This window comes from Nostoc sp. 106C (genome assembly GCF_002154725.1).
Taxonomy (GTDB): Bacteria; Cyanobacteriota; Cyanobacteriia; order Cyanobacteriales; family Nostocaceae; genus Aulosira.
Window position 1 is genome coordinate 22749 of sequence record NZ_MTAW01000147.1, and the last position, 16387, is coordinate 39135.

General features: G+C 41.8%; 9 protein-coding genes. 2 read left to right on the forward strand and 7 right to left on the reverse strand.

Annotated features, from left to right (window positions below):
- Window positions 1-79: 79 nt before the first annotated feature.
- On the forward strand, window positions 80-4417 hold the full coding sequence (locus BV375_RS38280; RefSeq protein WP_243714017.1) for an alkaline phosphatase D family protein: 4338 nt from the start codon (window positions 80-82) through the stop codon (window positions 4415-4417).
- Between the two features lie 975 nt (window positions 4418-5392).
- Here the strand turns inward: BV375_RS38280 and BV375_RS22860 are convergent.
- The 7 genes from BV375_RS22860 to BV375_RS22890 form a co-directional block, all read right to left on the reverse strand.
- Window positions 5393-6658 (reverse strand): glycosyltransferase family 4 protein, encoded by a 1266-nt coding sequence (locus tag BV375_RS22860; protein ID WP_086764596.1) that lies wholly within the window; start codon window positions 6656-6658, stop codon window positions 5393-5395.
- A 169-nt stretch (window positions 6659-6827) separates the two neighbouring features.
- Complete coding sequence (locus tag BV375_RS22865) at window positions 6828-8087, reverse strand: glycosyltransferase family 2 protein (protein ID WP_086764599.1); 1260 nt, start codon at window positions 8085-8087, stop codon at window positions 6828-6830.
- Window positions 8088-8242: 155 nt separating this feature from the next.
- Window positions 8243-9472, reverse strand: coding sequence for a glycosyltransferase family 2 protein (locus BV375_RS22870; RefSeq protein ID WP_086764601.1), 1230 nt, complete (start codon window positions 9470-9472; stop codon window positions 8243-8245).
- A gap of 64 nt (window positions 9473-9536) precedes the next feature.
- Complete coding sequence (locus BV375_RS22875; RefSeq protein ID WP_086764603.1) at window positions 9537-10010, reverse strand: DUF2141 domain-containing protein; 474 nt, start codon at window positions 10008-10010, stop codon at window positions 9537-9539.
- Window positions 10011-10403: 393 nt separating this feature from the next.
- Window positions 10404-11408: an NAD(P)-dependent oxidoreductase gene (locus BV375_RS22880; protein WP_086764605.1), complete on the reverse strand. Its 1005-nt coding sequence runs from the start codon at window positions 11406-11408 to the stop codon at window positions 10404-10406.
- Window positions 11409-11521: 113 nt separating this feature from the next.
- Window positions 11522-12700, reverse strand: coding sequence for an ABC transporter permease DevC (gene devC, locus BV375_RS22885; RefSeq protein WP_086764608.1), 1179 nt, complete (start codon window positions 12698-12700; stop codon window positions 11522-11524).
- 202 nt (window positions 12701-12902) lie between these two features.
- On the reverse strand, window positions 12903-14102 hold the full coding sequence (locus tag BV375_RS22890) for an ABC exporter membrane fusion protein (RefSeq protein WP_086764610.1): 1200 nt from the start codon (window positions 14100-14102) through the stop codon (window positions 12903-12905).
- A gap of 931 nt (window positions 14103-15033) precedes the next feature.
- Between BV375_RS22890 and BV375_RS22895 the strand changes: the two genes are divergently transcribed.
- A complete protein-coding gene (locus tag BV375_RS22895; protein WP_086764613.1) occupies window positions 15034-16341 on the forward strand; it encodes a ParB N-terminal domain-containing protein in 1308 nt (435 codons plus the stop codon).
- Window positions 16342-16387 lie beyond the last annotated feature (46 nt).

Here is a 16387-nt window from a genome sequence, read left to right on the forward strand (position 1 = left end):
CGACACCTCAATAAGACTATATGTTAGCGACCTTATCTCCCTATTAATTGCCAAACTAAATACTTAAGGAGTAGCAGGCATGGCTGATACAAACAGCAACGGTAGAAATGTCATTATTTTTGTTGCGGATGGATTGCGAAACGGTTCTGTAAATCCAATTGATACTCCAACTTTATATAGCATCCGTCAGCAAGGGGTTAATTTTACCAATAGTCATTCACTGTTTCCTACTTTTACAACCCCGAATGCTTCTGCGATCGCAACTGGACATTATCTTGGTGATACAGGTGATTTCAGTAACACCGTTTACACTGGCTTTCCTACTCCTAACGCTAATGGCAGTGTCACTCCATTTATTGAAAATGATGCGGTTCTAGGCGATATTGACGAAAAGTTTCCTGGTAACAACTTCCTTGATGAAGAGTCGCTGCTTGCTTATGCACGGGCACAGGGCTTTAATACAGCCGCAATTGGGAAGTTAGGGCCAGTTGCAATCCAAGATGTCACCCAAGTTAACCGCGAAGGTGGAACTGCGGGAACTATTCCCACGCCAGAGACCGTTATTATTGACGATCGCACTGGCGCAGCAGCTAGCACAACCACAGGTTCACCTCAAGCTGTCCCACTCGATCCTGATATCGTTGCGCGTTTGACTGCGGCTGGCTTACCAACAACGACTCCTGGTAGAGGGGCAAATGGCAGTTCTGGTAATAACACAACTCCTGGAACTACAGTTGCGAATGTCGATCAGCAAAAGTTTTTTATAGATGCTACTACCAAAGCAGTTCTACCCAAGTTTCAGGAAGATGGTAAACCATTTGCCTTGGTTTATTGGTCTAGAGATCCTGATGGTAGCCAACACAATCAAGGTGATAGCTTAAATAGCTTAACGCCAGGTATCAATGGCCCAACTTCCAAAGCTGGAGTCAAGAATGCTGATGATAACTTAAAGCAACTACTTGATTACCTCAAGAGTACAGGCTTAGACAAAACTACAGATATCTTTATCACCTCCGATCACGGTTTTTCTACCATCAGCAGACAACTTATTGATAACCAAGGCACAAAGACCAATAGTTATGCTGCTACTCAAACCTACTCTGATGTCAACTCAGGATTTCTACCAGTTGGCTTTGTGGCGATTGATTTAGCTCATGATTTAGGTCTACCTTTATACGATCCTGATAACAATACAATCACTCCTCTAAACATCAAGGACATTGAGTATGGGGCTGTTGATGCTACAAAAGGTCAACATCCCAAGTCTGGAAATGGCGTGATTGGTGGTACAGGTAAGGTCATAAATGGCCAGCTTGACCCAAGCACGAAGGTAATTGTAGCTGCTAATGGTGGCTCGGACTTGATCTATCTACCTAATGGTGATGCAGCGACAGCAAAGCAAGTAGTTGATTTACTCTCTCAGAAAGACTATATCAGCGGAATTTTTGTAGACGATGCTTATGGAAAGATTCCAGGTGCATTACCACTGAGCACTATTGGTCTGAAAGGTGATGCTCAAACACCGACTCCAGCTATAGTAATTAATTTCAAAACCTTCAGTACAGACCCCAATAATCCCAACAATCCGCAAGCAGAAGTAGAGATTGCAGATACAGCTTTGCAGGAAGGACAGGGGATGCATGGGAGCTTTGGTCGCGGTGATACCTTTAATAACATGGAGGCTATTGGCCCTGACTTCAAAGCGGGTTATGTGGACTCTGCGCCTGTGAGTAATGCTGATGTCGCACCCACACTTGCCAAAATTCTAGGGTTGAATATTCCTAGTAATGGTGATTTGAAAGGTCGAGCAGCTACCGAGGCATTAGTAGGCGGGCCTGATACAGTTGCCTATACTAAAGGAACTTTAACTTCTGAAGCTGCGGCCAACGGTCAAGCAACAATTCTCAATTATCAAACTGTAGGCGATACTAAATACTTTACAGCCGCAGGATTTGGCGATCGCACTGTCGGACTAAATGCAAAACCAGCTTTTTCTGGTGTCGCCGCAGGTGATGCGACTGCAAATAGTGCCATTCTTTGGACTCGTACCTTTGATGCCACAACTAATCAAGGTATCAGTACTAACCTGAAACTCGAAGTTTCAACCGATCCCAACTTTACTACTTTCCTTTCCTATGCTGGAACCACCAACCCTAACCGCGATTACACGCTGAAGGTTGATGCTACTGGTTTAAAGAGTGGAACTCGCTACTACTATCGCTTTGAAGCAACACCAGGTGATTTTAGTGCAGTTGGGACTTTCAAAACAGCGCCAGATCCAACTGCTCAGGTTCCTGTGCGATTTGGTTTTAGTGGAGATGCTGATGGTCTGATGCGACCTTATATATCTACCCAAAACTTCCCGCAATTGAATTTAGACTACTTTGTGTTCTTGGGAGACACAATTTATGAGACTGCAAGTAATGGATCTCCCGCCGCTGCCGATGCTGTTGCTAACCCGACCCAGGCTTTAGCCGATTACCATCGCAAATATCTGGAGAACATTCAACCAGTTTCCAAAGGTGGCTTTGCTAGTTTGGAAACAATGTTTACTTCTCAAGGCAACTATACAGTCATAGATAACCACGAACTAGGAAATAAACAGCTGATCAATGGTGGCGCGCCCAGTGTTTTAGCTAGTACTTCCGGTAATGGTTCCAACAATTCAGCTTACGACGCGAATACAACTGGTACGTTTATTAATGACACTACCGGATTTAAAATCCTAGAACAAGCTTATTCTGATTACGAGCCAATTCGGGAAAAAATTATCTCTGCTCCCAACGATCCGCGTACAGATGGTACTCAGCAGCTTTACCTTGCTCAACAGTGGGGTAAGAATGTTATTTATGTGAACACAGACACTCGCTCTTACCGCGATGTTCGTCTGAAACAAGCCGATGGTACGACAGATGATACTGGTTCTCGTGCGGATAATCCCAACCGCACCTTACTAGGAGCCACTCAACTGACTTGGCTGAAGCAAACTCTTCTGGACGCTCAGAAAAATGGCACAACCTGGAAGTTTGTGAGCGTATCTGACCCCATCGATCAAATTGGTGCGATCGGGTCTGGTGCGGATGGTGGTAAGTCATGGATTGGCGGCTATCGTGCGGAACGCAATGACTTGCTCAAGTTTATTGCTGATAATGGCATTAAGAATGTGGTCTTTCTGGCCACTGATGACCATCAAAATCGGATCAACGAGTTAACCTACTTGGATAATATCAACGATCCTACTAGTGTTAAGGTTCTGCCCAATGCTTTATCAATCGTTGATGGGCCTTTAGGTGCGACTGGCCCCGATGTCATTACCGACCACAGTTTCAGCAATATTAAATCTCTGGCTGATACCTTGGCGGCAACTCAAATAGCAGCTAAAGTAAACCCCATCGGCTTAGATCCTAATTTCCCTGGACTCAAAAATGTTGTGCGTGAAGGCGATCCAAATGCCGATACTTTACGACAACCAATTGATTTCTATTCACCTGATACCTTTAACTACACCACTTTTGATATTTCTGCTGATGGCAAAACATTGAATGTGAATGTGCAAGGAATTAATTCTTATGCAAAAAATACATTCCCAGAGCCATCAGCAGCAAATCCTGTGCGATCGCTTCTCAGCTTTAGTCTTGATGCTGCACTACCACCAGATATTCAATTTGGTTCTAGCAACAGCGATAATGTTACCCCTAAGACAGGACAAATTCTGTTTACAGGTGATGGCGCAGATACGGTAGATTCAACCAACAGCAACACCATTATTACCGGAAACGGCGATGATACCGTATTTGCAGGCAGTAACTCTACTGTATACAGTGGTGACGGTAATGACCAAGTGTTTGTTGGCGTCAATGGACCTGCTAACAATACCACTGTTGATGGTGGTACAGGTAATGATCAAATCACCGTAGTGGAAGCCAAGGGTAGTAATAGCCTGTTTGGGTCTGCTGGTTCTGATAGCCTGCAAGTAGTTGAAGGTTCAGGTCAATTACTCTTCGGCGGTTCTGGCAACGATACCATCACCAGTAACGGCAACAATAACCGTCTCTATGGTGGTTCTGGGGATGACAAACTCTTCTCCAATGTCAATGACTCCCTATTTGGTGGTGACGGTGATGATGTGCTGTTCGCTGGTAACAAGGGTGGTAACCGCCTAACTGGTGGCGCTGGTGCTGACTCTTTCTGGATTGCCAATGCTAGCCTCCCAGCTAGCAAGAATATTGTCACCGACTTTACCCCAGGAATTGACGCGATCGGCATTGGCGGTATTACTGGAGTTACTAAGTTCAGCGACTTAACGCTGTTACAACAGGGCAATGATACTTTGGTGAAAGCTGCAAATACAGAGTTAGCTTCATTGCTAGGAATTACATCAACTACGCTCACAGCAAATAACTTTGCTTTTGCATAGTGCGGTGATTTTCACTAAAGCTATTTACAGCTTAAATTCAACAATCAAAGTTAGATAGAATCTGTTTAGGCTGTACTAGTTTTTCTCATTGAGGGAGTATGACTCCCTCTCTTTTTTATCTATTATTAACCGAATCTTAAGGTTAAAAAAAGCTAGTAGATTTATGACTCTTTCCTATACGGATTTTTTTGTATTTACAACCTTTATTAAATTTTGAAAAATTATCCTTTTATGTGTAGAAATCCGTTTTGATTCCTGAAATTATTTGTGTAGGGAGAGAACAGGGAACAGTGAAGAAGAAATAAAAGTGTACTGAGTTTTTTCAAAAATCAAATATGAGTTCTATATTTACTAAAATTACAATGATTTTAAGGTTCTTCAGTACCTAGTATGCTAAATTTCCGTGAAAACATATCAAAAAGCTTGGTATATATGGGAAATCATGCTTATTTGTCAGATTATTTCTTAATATTGCCTCTTTCCCCTGTTCCCCGTTCCCTGTTCCCTGTTCTCTCTTAAAGACTATGAATTTAGCATAACAAGTACGGTAGAGCCGATTTTATTTGCCCACATTAACGCTCTTCCGTCACTTTGGGCAGAGAAAATAAATGTAGGTTGGGGAGCTACTCACGTGGGCGGGTTTCCCGACTTGAGTGAAGTGGCGTTTGAACGCAGTGAAACCCAACTAGATCAAGGTTTAAGGATGTTGGGTTTCGTTCCTCAACCCAACCTACGCCTAAATTTATAAAAGTCCGGCATAATAAGGGTTGTAGATTTTTATCTCACGAGAGTGATTAAAGAGCGTTAATAAGTAAGTTGTGGATGTAAAGTATTTTGTCGCCAAATACCACTTTTCTTTAGCAAAAAAATTTAAATCTGAAATACAGATAAGTAGTGCTTATTCTGTTTTATTATGAGAAAACACGCAGGGTAGGGATTGCCCACTATAACCCGGATACAGTGGGCAGTGCTACCCTACTTAAGTTTCACCTTTTGCTTTTTTGGTAAAGCAACTAGTTGATAGAGTTTTTCTTCAAACTTTTCCATACAGGCTGACCAATCAAATTCTAATATTGAGGGGCGAGCTTGCTGGGTCATCTCGGCTTTGAGTTCGGGATTTTTCAAAATAGCAATGACTTTTTGCGCTAAATCTGCTGGGTTATTGGGTTCAGCGAGGAAGCCGTTGATTCCAGAAACAACCTGTTCTGGATTTCCGCCAGCGTTGGCTGCGACGACGGGGGTTCCAGATGCTAGAGCTTCCATATTGGTAGTACAGAAGTTTTCAGTTACAGAAGGATTCACAAATATGTCTGCTCGAGCAAACCAACCCAAAAGTTCTGTTCCGTGAGACTCGCCCCACACAGTAATACCAGATCCATACTTTTGGGCACACTGACGGATTTCTTGATCCACGGGACCGCTACCAACAATCACCAGATGGACATGAGGAATTTTGGCAGCAATGATCGGAAATGCATCAATTAGTTGAGTGACATTTTTTTCTGCGGTGATGCGTCCGACAAACAGAAGCGTTGGCCGATGGTCGTTAGGAATGGGATTATAGATAATGTTTTGAGGATGAAATTTTTCGCAATCGATGCCTTGATAAGGAACGTATTCACTGCGTTGACATTTCAGAATATTGTACTTAGCAAGCAGTTCCTGCGACGGAAATAAATTGAAGTTATAAGCATCACTAACCTGCTTAACTATCAAGGGAAGAATTGGACGCAGCAAGCTAAAGAGGAAATTTCCTAGATAATATTTGATATAGGCGATGATATCTGTATGGAACACTGAGATGATTGGAGTACCTGTTTGCTTGGCATATTTAACTCCTACAGGGCGGCCGTAACCTTGCAAGAAAGCTGAGTAAGCTCCTCTCATTTGGGCTGATTCTTCGACAACAATTATGTCGGGTTGGAAGTTTGAGAGTAACTTAGTATCGCTCCAATGTCTGTAATTTAATGGTTGAGGCAGAGATTTGTAGAAAATCAGCGGCTGTGTGGGAAATGCATAGGAAGAAAAGTTGGGAAAAGTTTGTAACTCTTCTAATCCTGGCATGGGACGATTGCCGACTTGTTTAGGATATTTATCGTTAATTTCTGGATGAATGAGAAAAACCTCATGTCCTTGTTCTAATAACCAACGAACTCGCTGGTGGACTGCGACTGAAACCCCTGTTAGGAAAGGAGCGTACAATCCGGTTAACAGAGCTATCCGCAGAGGTTGGTTTTTCATGGTTAAAGGAAATATTTCATGAAAGGGCTGGTTTTAGGATTTACGCAGCGAGATTTCATGACTTTTCCTGAAGAGGTGTCTCACGCAGAGACGCAGAGAGAAATTGCGGTGCGGGGGTTCCCCCCATTGAGCAAACTTCGGTGGGCGCAGAGAGAAGAGATTAGAGAGATTAAAGCGAGAGTTTGCGATCGCTTGGTTGATCTAAGATTTGGTAAGGGCGGTAGTCCATGAGTTGCAGGTTCCAAGGCCCTTTAACTTCATAGGTGACTCCACGCCACTTAACTGTTGGCATCCACAGAGATCGTAGCATTGCTAAACCATAAACCCACTGTGTAAAGGGAAGCCCCATGAACAGTTTGATGATTGTGGCAGATGATAATTTAGTTTCTGGTTCACCATGACGGCGAAGTAGTTGCTGTATTTCTTTTTCTAAGATCAGTAAAAGCAAGAGCAGTGCTAGCATATAGCCGCTATAGCAACTAAAGCAGAAGACAGCGGTATGCCATTGTTTGGTGAATAAAGCTGCTAAAAATAACAGCGCGATCGCAGTCGGGATGAATATGGTTAAAATTGTGTCACCAACTACAGCCAGCCACCAAGGATGATACAGTCGAGAAGCTAGTAATTGCCGTTGGAGCCAGTATCTTAAGCTAGGTAAATCTGATTCTTCCCGATTCAGCACAATTAAGGAAGGTACAAATTTAACCCGGAACTTATTTTTACCCATGACGCTACGGATCATGGTATCTTCGCCAAAAGCTTTACTCCACTTATCCAAAAGTCCTGTTTGATGCAGCACTTGGGTTTTCACAGCTAGAGTTCCACCCCAAGGAATCCCATAAAAATACATCTGCACAACTGCGGATGCGTTCCAAATGTACCGTACTAAAGAACCGCAATATTTGCCTGTAGGTAAGTACCAACGGTTACCTGTTGTCGCGCCAATTTGGGGATTGGCTAGTGGACTGACTAATTCACGCAGCCAATTAGAATGAACAACTGTATCAGCATCTACTAGAGCAACGACTTGATAGGAATCGTCTAACTCTGACACTGCTTGCACCAGGGAACTGCATTTCAGGCTACAATTTTTGCGGATGAACCTCAAAGGGCTAATTTCAACGTTAGTGGCTCCTAGCTCTTGGATGGTATCATGAGCAATTTTCCATGCCGGATCTTCCTGGCGATCGACAATCAGCTTTAAATCATACTGAGGATAGTTCTGATTTAATAAAGCACGCAAACAGTTAGGCAGAAAGGGATCGGCACCCCTCAAGCAAAGAACGATCGCAGTTTTGGGTAACTTGTCATCTGGTAGTAATCTGCCCTGGTGAAAATGCAGATTCCATACAAAGATAAGAATTAACAAGACTTGAATGGCCAGCCAGCCCAGCAAAACCTGAGAAAGCAACACCGCCCAATCGTTCATGCTTCATCACCTATAAAATTCCATGAAAGTGCCGGTTTTGATTTAGGATTTACGCAGCAAAGATTTCATGAAAATCTTTAGGAGTCACTTGTCATTGGGTATGTAGAAGAAATGGAGGAGAAAACTCCCATACTCCCCACACCCCCCACACCCCCTCATCCCCCTTGATAAGGTTTATACTCTTCTAACCTGATCTTCCAAGGGCCGGAAATTCGATAGCTGATACCACGCCACTTAAGCGTAGACATTCCCAGAGATGACAACAGCCCTAACCCATATAGCCATTGAGTTAGGGGAATTCCAATCAGCAGTTTGATGATTGTGGTAAATGAAATTCGGGACACTGGTTGATTGCGATCGCAAGTTATTTGCTGTACTCCATGCTCTAAAATCAGCATCAGCCAAAGTAATCCCACGGTATAGCTGCTATAACACCCCAATAAGAGCGCGAAATTATCCCATTGCGAAGTGAACAATGCCCATAGCAAACACATTAAAACTAAAGTCGGCTGCAATATGCTGGAGAGAGTATCGCCAATAATAGCTGATGGTTGGGGATGATAAAATCGAGAACAGGTTAATTGACGCTCAATCTGGTCTCTTAAGCTTGGTAAATCGCATTCTTCACGATTCACCATTAATAAGGAAGGTATAAACTTCACCCGCAACTTATATTTGCGCAAAACGCTACGGATCATGATGTCTTCGCAAAGGGCTTGACTCCACTTATAAAGGAGTCCGGTTTGGTGAATGACTTCGGTTTTGATAGCCAAACTCCCACCCCAAGGTATCCCGAACAGATACATCTGTATAGCTAAGGATACATTACTGATATAAGGTACTAAAGACCACCAATGTTTACCTCTAGGTAAATACCAACGGCTACCAGTTGCTGCTCCCACTTTGGGATGGGCTAGGGGCTTAACTAGTTCTCGCAGCCAATTACGATGAACTACAGTATGGCTATCTACCAGAGCAACTATTTTGTAGGAATCATCTAATTCTGAGACAGCTTGCACTAAGGAACTGCACTTGAGACTACAATTCTTGCGTATATTTCGCAGATAGCTAATCTCAACATTGGTTGCGCCTAGGTCTTGGATTGTGTCAATGGCAATGTTCCAAGCTGGATCTTCTTGATGATCTACAACAACCTTTAATTCATATTGGGAGTAATTTTGTTGCAACAGCGCCTGTAAGCATTGCCTCAGATAGGGATCAGCTCCGCGCAGACAAAGTATAATCGCAGTTTTAGGCAACTGGTCATCTGGTAACAAGTTTTTCTGGCTTGAATGCAGAGACAATAAAAACACCAGGGTTAAACATACCTGAATTGCCAGCCAACTTAGCAACGAGTTACACAAAAATTTTACCAAATCTGGCATTAATTTTAGAGTCTCCAAAAGAAGCATTACCCTGTAACCAGTGACCAGTTAAGAGTTAACTGATTTAGGGATCGAGGGAATATTTTACGGTGATGTTGATAGTGGTATTTTTATTCACTGCAAAACTAGCATCACGAAATTTGGGTGTACCAGTTTGTATAGATACAGTGGGATTTTGGGAGATACCAAAACCCTCTGTGGGAATTCCGAAAAAGTCGCGATTAAGTTTGCGATCGCCATTTTGATCGTCCACTATGGCAACAGCATAATTGCCAGGTTTTAAACCAACAAACTGGTGTTTTAAACTCCTACCTGTAATTTTCTTGCAAGTACTTTGCAATACATTAGAAGTATTTAAAGGAAATCCTTTCTCTTTATCTTGAGAGTAAACTCCTATACAAATTTCACCCTTCTGACTACGGATACCATTCACTACAACAGTTAGAGTTTCAGCAGGTGCAGCATTTACAATTTGAATGGAGCTTATGCTTGTTAAGGTAGCAATAACCAAAGCAGAGATTTTAGATAGCTTCAACATTATTTAGTAGTCTCCTACAAATACTAACTGGATGAATAATTAATCGCCGATAACAGTAGGGTGGGCATTGCCTAGGGTGTTGACTCTGTAACTTTTTAGGAGTGGAAAAATCATGCAAAATATGTGTTGTCATTGCGTAAAGCCTACGGCATAGCTTCGCTTAGCGCGTAGCGTCTCGCAGAGAGGAGGAACGACGAAGCAATCCCAGTATCTTTGCGATTGCTACTCTTCGAGAACGCTTTCAGCGAACGCTTCGCTCGCAATGACTAAAGGAAGACTTTGCAGTAGACAGAAAAGTTGCATGAACCAAAAATGGGAAAATTCTATCAAAGTGAACAGCCCAGGCAATGCCCACCATATCCGGATTTTGCTGGGCATTGCCCTACCTTTAGACTATTTCATCAAGTTTTGAATATCCGTTTTTTCCAGCCATTTCTGTATAAGCTGAAATCCTTTCTCTAGCCCAATTTTAGGTTGATAATTTAATAAACTTTGAGCTTTGCTAATAGAACAAGCGTAGGGACGAGTCATAAAATCTATAGACTCTGGCAGAATATCAGCTTTTTTGCGAAATAGCTTTTGTCCTTGAACACGGAGTTTGAGAAATAGTTTGATTTCATCTTTTCCGAGAGACATAGGTGCAGGTGAACCGGATATCTCTGCTAAACGCGTAAAATACTCTTTCCAAGAAGTTTGTTCACCATCAGTAATATTAAATATTTCTCCATAGCTTTCTTTTTCGATAGCTAGAAAAATACCATCAATCAAGTTATCTACATATACATGATTGATTACGCCGTGTTCATCACTAGCATAAGCAAATAATTTTTGGCGCATAAAATGAACCGGACGGACTATCCAAGGGATACATCCGGGGCCGTAGACATCGCCTGCTCGAATGACAATAATGCCAAAATCTGGAGGATTATTTAGTGGTAGTAATGCAACTTCGGCTTCAATTTTGCTTTGGCAGTAGGGGTTCTTTTCTTCAGCAAGTGGCTCAGATTCTGTGACGCGATCGCTATAATCAAAACCATAAACCAATACACTAGAAAGATGCACAAAGGTTTTGACACCAGCATTTTTGGCAGCTTTTGCTATATTGATGGTTCCGTCAACATTAATCTCACGAAAATCTTTGAGTGCGCCAGCTTCTTGCGCAAGTTGAGCAGTATGTATAACGATGTCTACTCCCTCACAAGCTTTTTGAGCGGTCTTAGCATCGTTAATATTGCCAACAATTACCTCAACGCCTAGACTTTGCGCTTTTTTATCCTGAACAGTAGAACTTTGCAGCCCTCGGACTTTCATTCCCTTTGCTATGGCTAACTCAGCCGCACGCCAGCCGATAAATTCGTCAATTCCGGTGATCAGGAGAGTTTTGTTTTCCAGGTTCATAAAGCAGAGATAATTGATTAAAGGGAAAAAACTTAATTCTTTACTTTGTGTCTTTGTGGTAAATAAATTATTTTTAAAACACAGAGGCACTAAGACACAGAGAAGAATAAGGGTTAGAAAATATCAGCCGGGTCTGCGGAACGCAGTTTATTGATAGCGAGTGACCCAGAAGTTAAACACATTAAAATTGCTGAAACTAAGACCAGTAAGGCATTATTAAGGGTCATCATAATTGGCAGCTTAGTGGCTTTCATGGCAAAATCGTATAGCAGCACGGATAAAATAAATCCGGGTATAAAACTTAAAATTGCCAATAATAAAGCTTGTTGAAAAACCACATTTAATAAGTATTTATTTGCATAACCCATTGCTTTTAATGTTGCATAAGCAACAAATTGAGTAGCAATGTTACTGTAGAGAATTTGATAAACAATTACTACACCTACAACAGCAGCCATTGTCAACATCAGGTTAAGAATAAAACCAATTGGTGTTCTGACAGCCCAATATTGTTTTTCAAAATCAATAAAACCCTGATATGTAAAAATTTGGACATCATTAGGTAATGTGGCTTGTAAATTTTTTAAAACCTTGTTTGCATCTGTGCCAGGTTTTAAGGTAACTACGCCCACATCTATCATTTCTGCTGGACGAGTATTGGGATTTATCCGCAGAAAAGTTGAGTCACTAACAATTAAATTACCATCTACACCAAAGGAAGGCCCCAAGCTGAATAAGCCTCCTACTCTGACGCGATAACCAATTAAAGAATTAAAGGGAAATATTTCAACTGTCTGTTCAGTGTTACCTTGATCGTATCTTTCCGCAATCGGCCCAAATTCTGGACGTGAATCCCGGTCAAAAAGCATCATATCCGGAATTTTGAGTTTGTCTAAATTCTCCTCAACTTCTGGGATATTTAAAACAGATCTTCCGGGATCAAACCCAATAACATAGATTGAGTATTTCTCACTATTTACCGGGTTTTTCAACTTGGCAAATTGCAAATACATGGGGCTAACTGACTCGACACCATCAAACCCCAAAGCTTGATATAAACGAGTTCGCGAAAAACTTTGATTTGAGGTCAAAGACTTGTATTGAGAACTGACTAAAAACAAATCTCCTCGCAGACTTTGATGGACTGCGGTAGCACTAGAATAGAGTGCGTCTTGAAAGCCTAGCTGAATAAACATCAGCAGCACAATAAAAGCAATCCCCGCTACAGCTACCAGAAAACGAACTTTTTGCTGGACTAGCTGTAGCCATGCTAAAGGAATTTTAAAATTCATGAATTTAGTTAACAGGTGTTATTTGTTTTTTTGTCATTTGTTCTTTGTCATTTGTCCTTTGTTCTTTATCATTTGTCCTTTGTCCAATGACCAATGACTCATGACTCATGACCAATGACTCATGACCAATGACTAATGACTAATGACCAATGACCAGTGACCAATGACTAATGACCAGTGACCAATGACCAATGACTCATGACTAAATATGAATAGCAACATCCACTTGTAAATTGGTGAGTCGCGACACCCGCGCACTATCAGTGGGATTGTCTATGCAGATTTTTACCTCGACAATTTTGCGATCGGTATCCGATCCAGGATTGAGGCTGAAGATACTTTGCTTGCCAACTTGCCAACCAACTTCTTCTACGGTTCCTTGCAATTTTCCGACAATTGCTGGGCTGGTAATGGTCACTTTTTGACCTTTACGCACTTTTTGAATATCGGTTTGGTAGACTTCTGCAACTACATACATTTGAGATATTTTACCTATCTCAGCAAACCCAGAAGTAGCAATTACTTCGCCGGTTTTAGCGTGAATTTTCAAAATTGTGCCATCAATAGGAGATTTAATGTATGTTAAATCTTGGTCGGCTTTTGCTTGTTTAATAGCCGTTGTAGCACTTCTGACTTGAGTTTGTGCTAACTCAACATCTAAAGGACGCACTTCGCTAACACTGTTGAGTTGCGATTTTGCTTGTTTAATCTGGCTTTGAAGGGTATCTTGAGTACGCTTGAGGGTAGCTTGGGCTTCTAGTAACTGCTGTTGTGCAGTTTTGAGTTGCAGCGCCTTGCTATCTCCAACAGAAGCTGCGATCGCACCTTGTTTGTATAATTGCTGATAGCGATCGTTCTCGGTTTTAGCATTTTCTACCTGAGCCTGGAGACGAACGATTGTTGCTTCTTGGGCTGCAACGTCTCCTTTTAATTGCGACTGTAAACTCGCGATCGTTGCTTTTTGAGCATCGATATCTCCGGTTTTAGCCCCAGATTTTACCTGGGCTAGCTGGGCTTTAGCAACTTGCAATTTATCTAAAGCTTGTTGCAGGGCTGTTGTAGAGCGATTGTAATCTTCTAGGTAAGCTAAAACCTGCCCAGCTTGTACCTTGTCTCCTTCCTTAATCAAGAGTTTTTCAACTCGTACACCATTAATTGAATGAGGTGCAGACAAGTAAGTAATCTCACCTTCAGGCTGTAAACGTCCTAAAGCGGTGATCGCAACTTTAACAGGAGCAGCCTTTGGCGGATTAGTTGGGCGACTCTGAATATTAGAGCGAAACAATGTAGATAAAGCGTAAAAAGATGCTAACCCAGTAGCGAAGATGACAGAAACTCCTAAAACTATTTGCCACCGCTGTACGGGCTTTGAGAATAACTGGCTTTCCTTGTTTACTGCCATATTTCCATTCCAATTGTGCTATGCCAAGAGATAATCTAAACGGTTATATCAGTTGATTAAAGTGAACTTATCCCAACTTTTTTGATTTGCAGAAATGAGATGAGTTTCAATACGGTTCGGTTAACGTTTTAGTATTTTGAGATCCTCCTAACACCCCTTAAAAAGGGAGGCTTATAATTCTCTTTTACCCCTTTTTAAGGGGGTCGCCGCAGGCGGGGGGATCTTAACCAAACCGTATTGGGATGAGTTTAATTAGTTGTTTAGGAATCCTAAATCATTTATGAAAAACCTGATGTAGTGTAGGATGGGCGGTGCCCACTCTACATATATTTCAAAAATCAACCAGGATTCCTGTATGTGAATTTTTTTACGCTTTTGTAGCCAAGACAAATTACTAGTTAGGTAGCTAAGTTTAGCTTAGCTCTATTCTTAAACATCCTGAGTTTTATCCACTACAACTATCAAATTATGTAGCTTAATACTGGGTTAGCGCTGGCAATATAATCAAGATTTCAAATAACCTAGCGCTGATAAAATAATGTGGAAAAACTAGGATAAAGCTTTGTTCAAGTATTGCAAAAACCTTTTAGCTTGTCAACCATCTACGCTGGATAAGTTTTCCTTGAATGACCATAATATCTCTGATAAAATGATGAGGAAATAGTTAAAACAGACTAAGTAAATTTCCTCATTCACTTTTCAAATATTATGTTTAATCAACTGACTTTGCTATTATCAGCGAATTATTGTTAGTTCAGTTGTGTACCATAAGACATTCTCATTAAATTGAGTCTTGGGAACTAGGAAGATGAGCAGGGTAAGGGGACAAGGTAGGTAAATAAGAAATGCTCAATGCCCCATAACGAAGAAATTAGCTGTATCTTAATGCTATTGTTAGTGTTTTAACTGGCTGCACTGAAGAACAGTAGTTATGCCTATTGTGCCCATAGACCAAATTTTGATTGGTTGTAACCGCCGTCCTCTTAAAGGTGAGAAAGTTGATGAACTGAAGGAATCAATCAAGGCTAATGGTCTATTGAACCCGATTACAGTAGATCAAAAGCTGAATTTGATTGCCGGACTGCATCGTTTGACAGCTTGTAAGCTCTTAGGGTTAGATGCTATTGAGTGCAATATTGTTACCTACCAATATGCCGAGCAAGCGCGTTTGGCAGAAATTGATGAGAATTTGATCCGCAATGAGCTTGAACCCTTAGAGCGCTCAGAACTGTGGTTAGAGCGAGATCAAATTCTAGAACACATGGGATTGCGGGCGAAAGCAGGAGATAACCAACATACTTATAAAGGTGGTGAAATGATTTCACCACCTAAAAGAACTTTGGAGTTAGCCAAAGAAGCTGGCTATTCTGAACGGACTTTTCAGCATGGTAAGCAGATTGCCAAAGGCATTCACCCTGATGTAAAACAAATGATTAAGGGGACTGCGATCGCCCAAAGTCCTACAGCATTAATTAAGATAGCTAGAGCTGGTAATGAAGAACGCGCTGTAGCAGAAGCAGCACAACAGGCTTGGGAATTAGCTCAGGCGCAAGGAGATGTACAAGAAGCCGAACGGCAAGCTAAACTTTTGGCTGAGGTGAGGAATAAGCAAAAAGAGTTACAGACTTTAGCATATAACAGTGCTGTAGCTGAGAAAGAAGCAAAGTTACTGCCCAAGAAAAGCCAGTGTCAGCCATCCCACCCAGCGACAAAGGTAAAAGTAGGTGAGGAATGGATGCTGGGACGGCATTTAGTGTATTGTGGCGATACAGCACAGCCAGAATTTATGAACTTGCTACCTTCGGATGCAGCTTTAGCGATCGCGACTGTTTCCGCAACGTGGAATCATAATTATTTGGTTGGGGAAGCGCGGGTTGTGGCAGTATTGCGATCGCAAGGGCAGATTTACGAATTTTATCAGCGTAGTCAAATGCCTTTTCAATATGAATTAGTGTTAGGGAATATCTATGTAGGGATTTTTTCTCATCATTCTCTATCCCAGCCACAGACCGCAATTAATGTTGAAGGTGTGGAAGGAATTGTCAATTACTTAATTAATTTATATACCAGTCCCAATAATTTTGTGATTGCACCGTTTATGGGGAATGGAGAAGTGTTGATTGCTTGCGAAAGGCTGGGGCGGATCTGTTTTATTGGCGACGATCGGCCGGAGTTAGTTAGCCGGGGAATTGGGCGATGGGAGAAGTGGACAGGAAAGCGATGTCAGAAGATAGGATGATAAAAGACGCAGAGTCTGGCATTGCTCAGTTCCCCTTCTCCCTGAG

What these genes read in the sequence shown, in the direction of transcription:
- BV375_RS38280 (WP_243714017.1), top strand. Translation starts at nt 80, where the DNA reads ATGGCTGATACAAACAGCAACGGTAGAAATGTCATTATTTTTGTTGCG.
- BV375_RS22860 (WP_086764596.1), bottom strand. Translation starts at nt 6,658, where the DNA reads ATGAAAAACCAACCTCTGCGGATAGCTCTGTTAACCGGATTGTACGCT.
- BV375_RS22865 (WP_086764599.1), bottom strand. Translation starts at nt 8,087, where the DNA reads ATGAACGATTGGGCGGTGTTGCTTTCTCAGGTTTTGCTGGGCTGGCTG.
- BV375_RS22870 (WP_086764601.1), bottom strand. Translation starts at nt 9,472, where the DNA reads ATGCCAGATTTGGTAAAATTTTTGTGTAACTCGTTGCTAAGTTGGCTG.
- BV375_RS22875 (WP_086764603.1), bottom strand. Translation starts at nt 10,010, where the DNA reads ATGTTGAAGCTATCTAAAATCTCTGCTTTGGTTATTGCTACCTTAACA.
- BV375_RS22880 (WP_086764605.1), bottom strand. Translation starts at nt 11,408, where the DNA reads ATGAACCTGGAAAACAAAACTCTCCTGATCACCGGAATTGACGAATTT.
- devC (WP_086764608.1), bottom strand. Translation starts at nt 12,700, where the DNA reads ATGAATTTTAAAATTCCTTTAGCATGGCTACAGCTAGTCCAGCAAAAA.
- BV375_RS22890 (WP_086764610.1), bottom strand. Translation starts at nt 14,102, where the DNA reads ATGGCAGTAAACAAGGAAAGCCAGTTATTCTCAAAGCCCGTACAGCGG.
- BV375_RS22895 (WP_086764613.1), top strand. Translation starts at nt 15,034, where the DNA reads ATGCCTATTGTGCCCATAGACCAAATTTTGATTGGTTGTAACCGCCGT.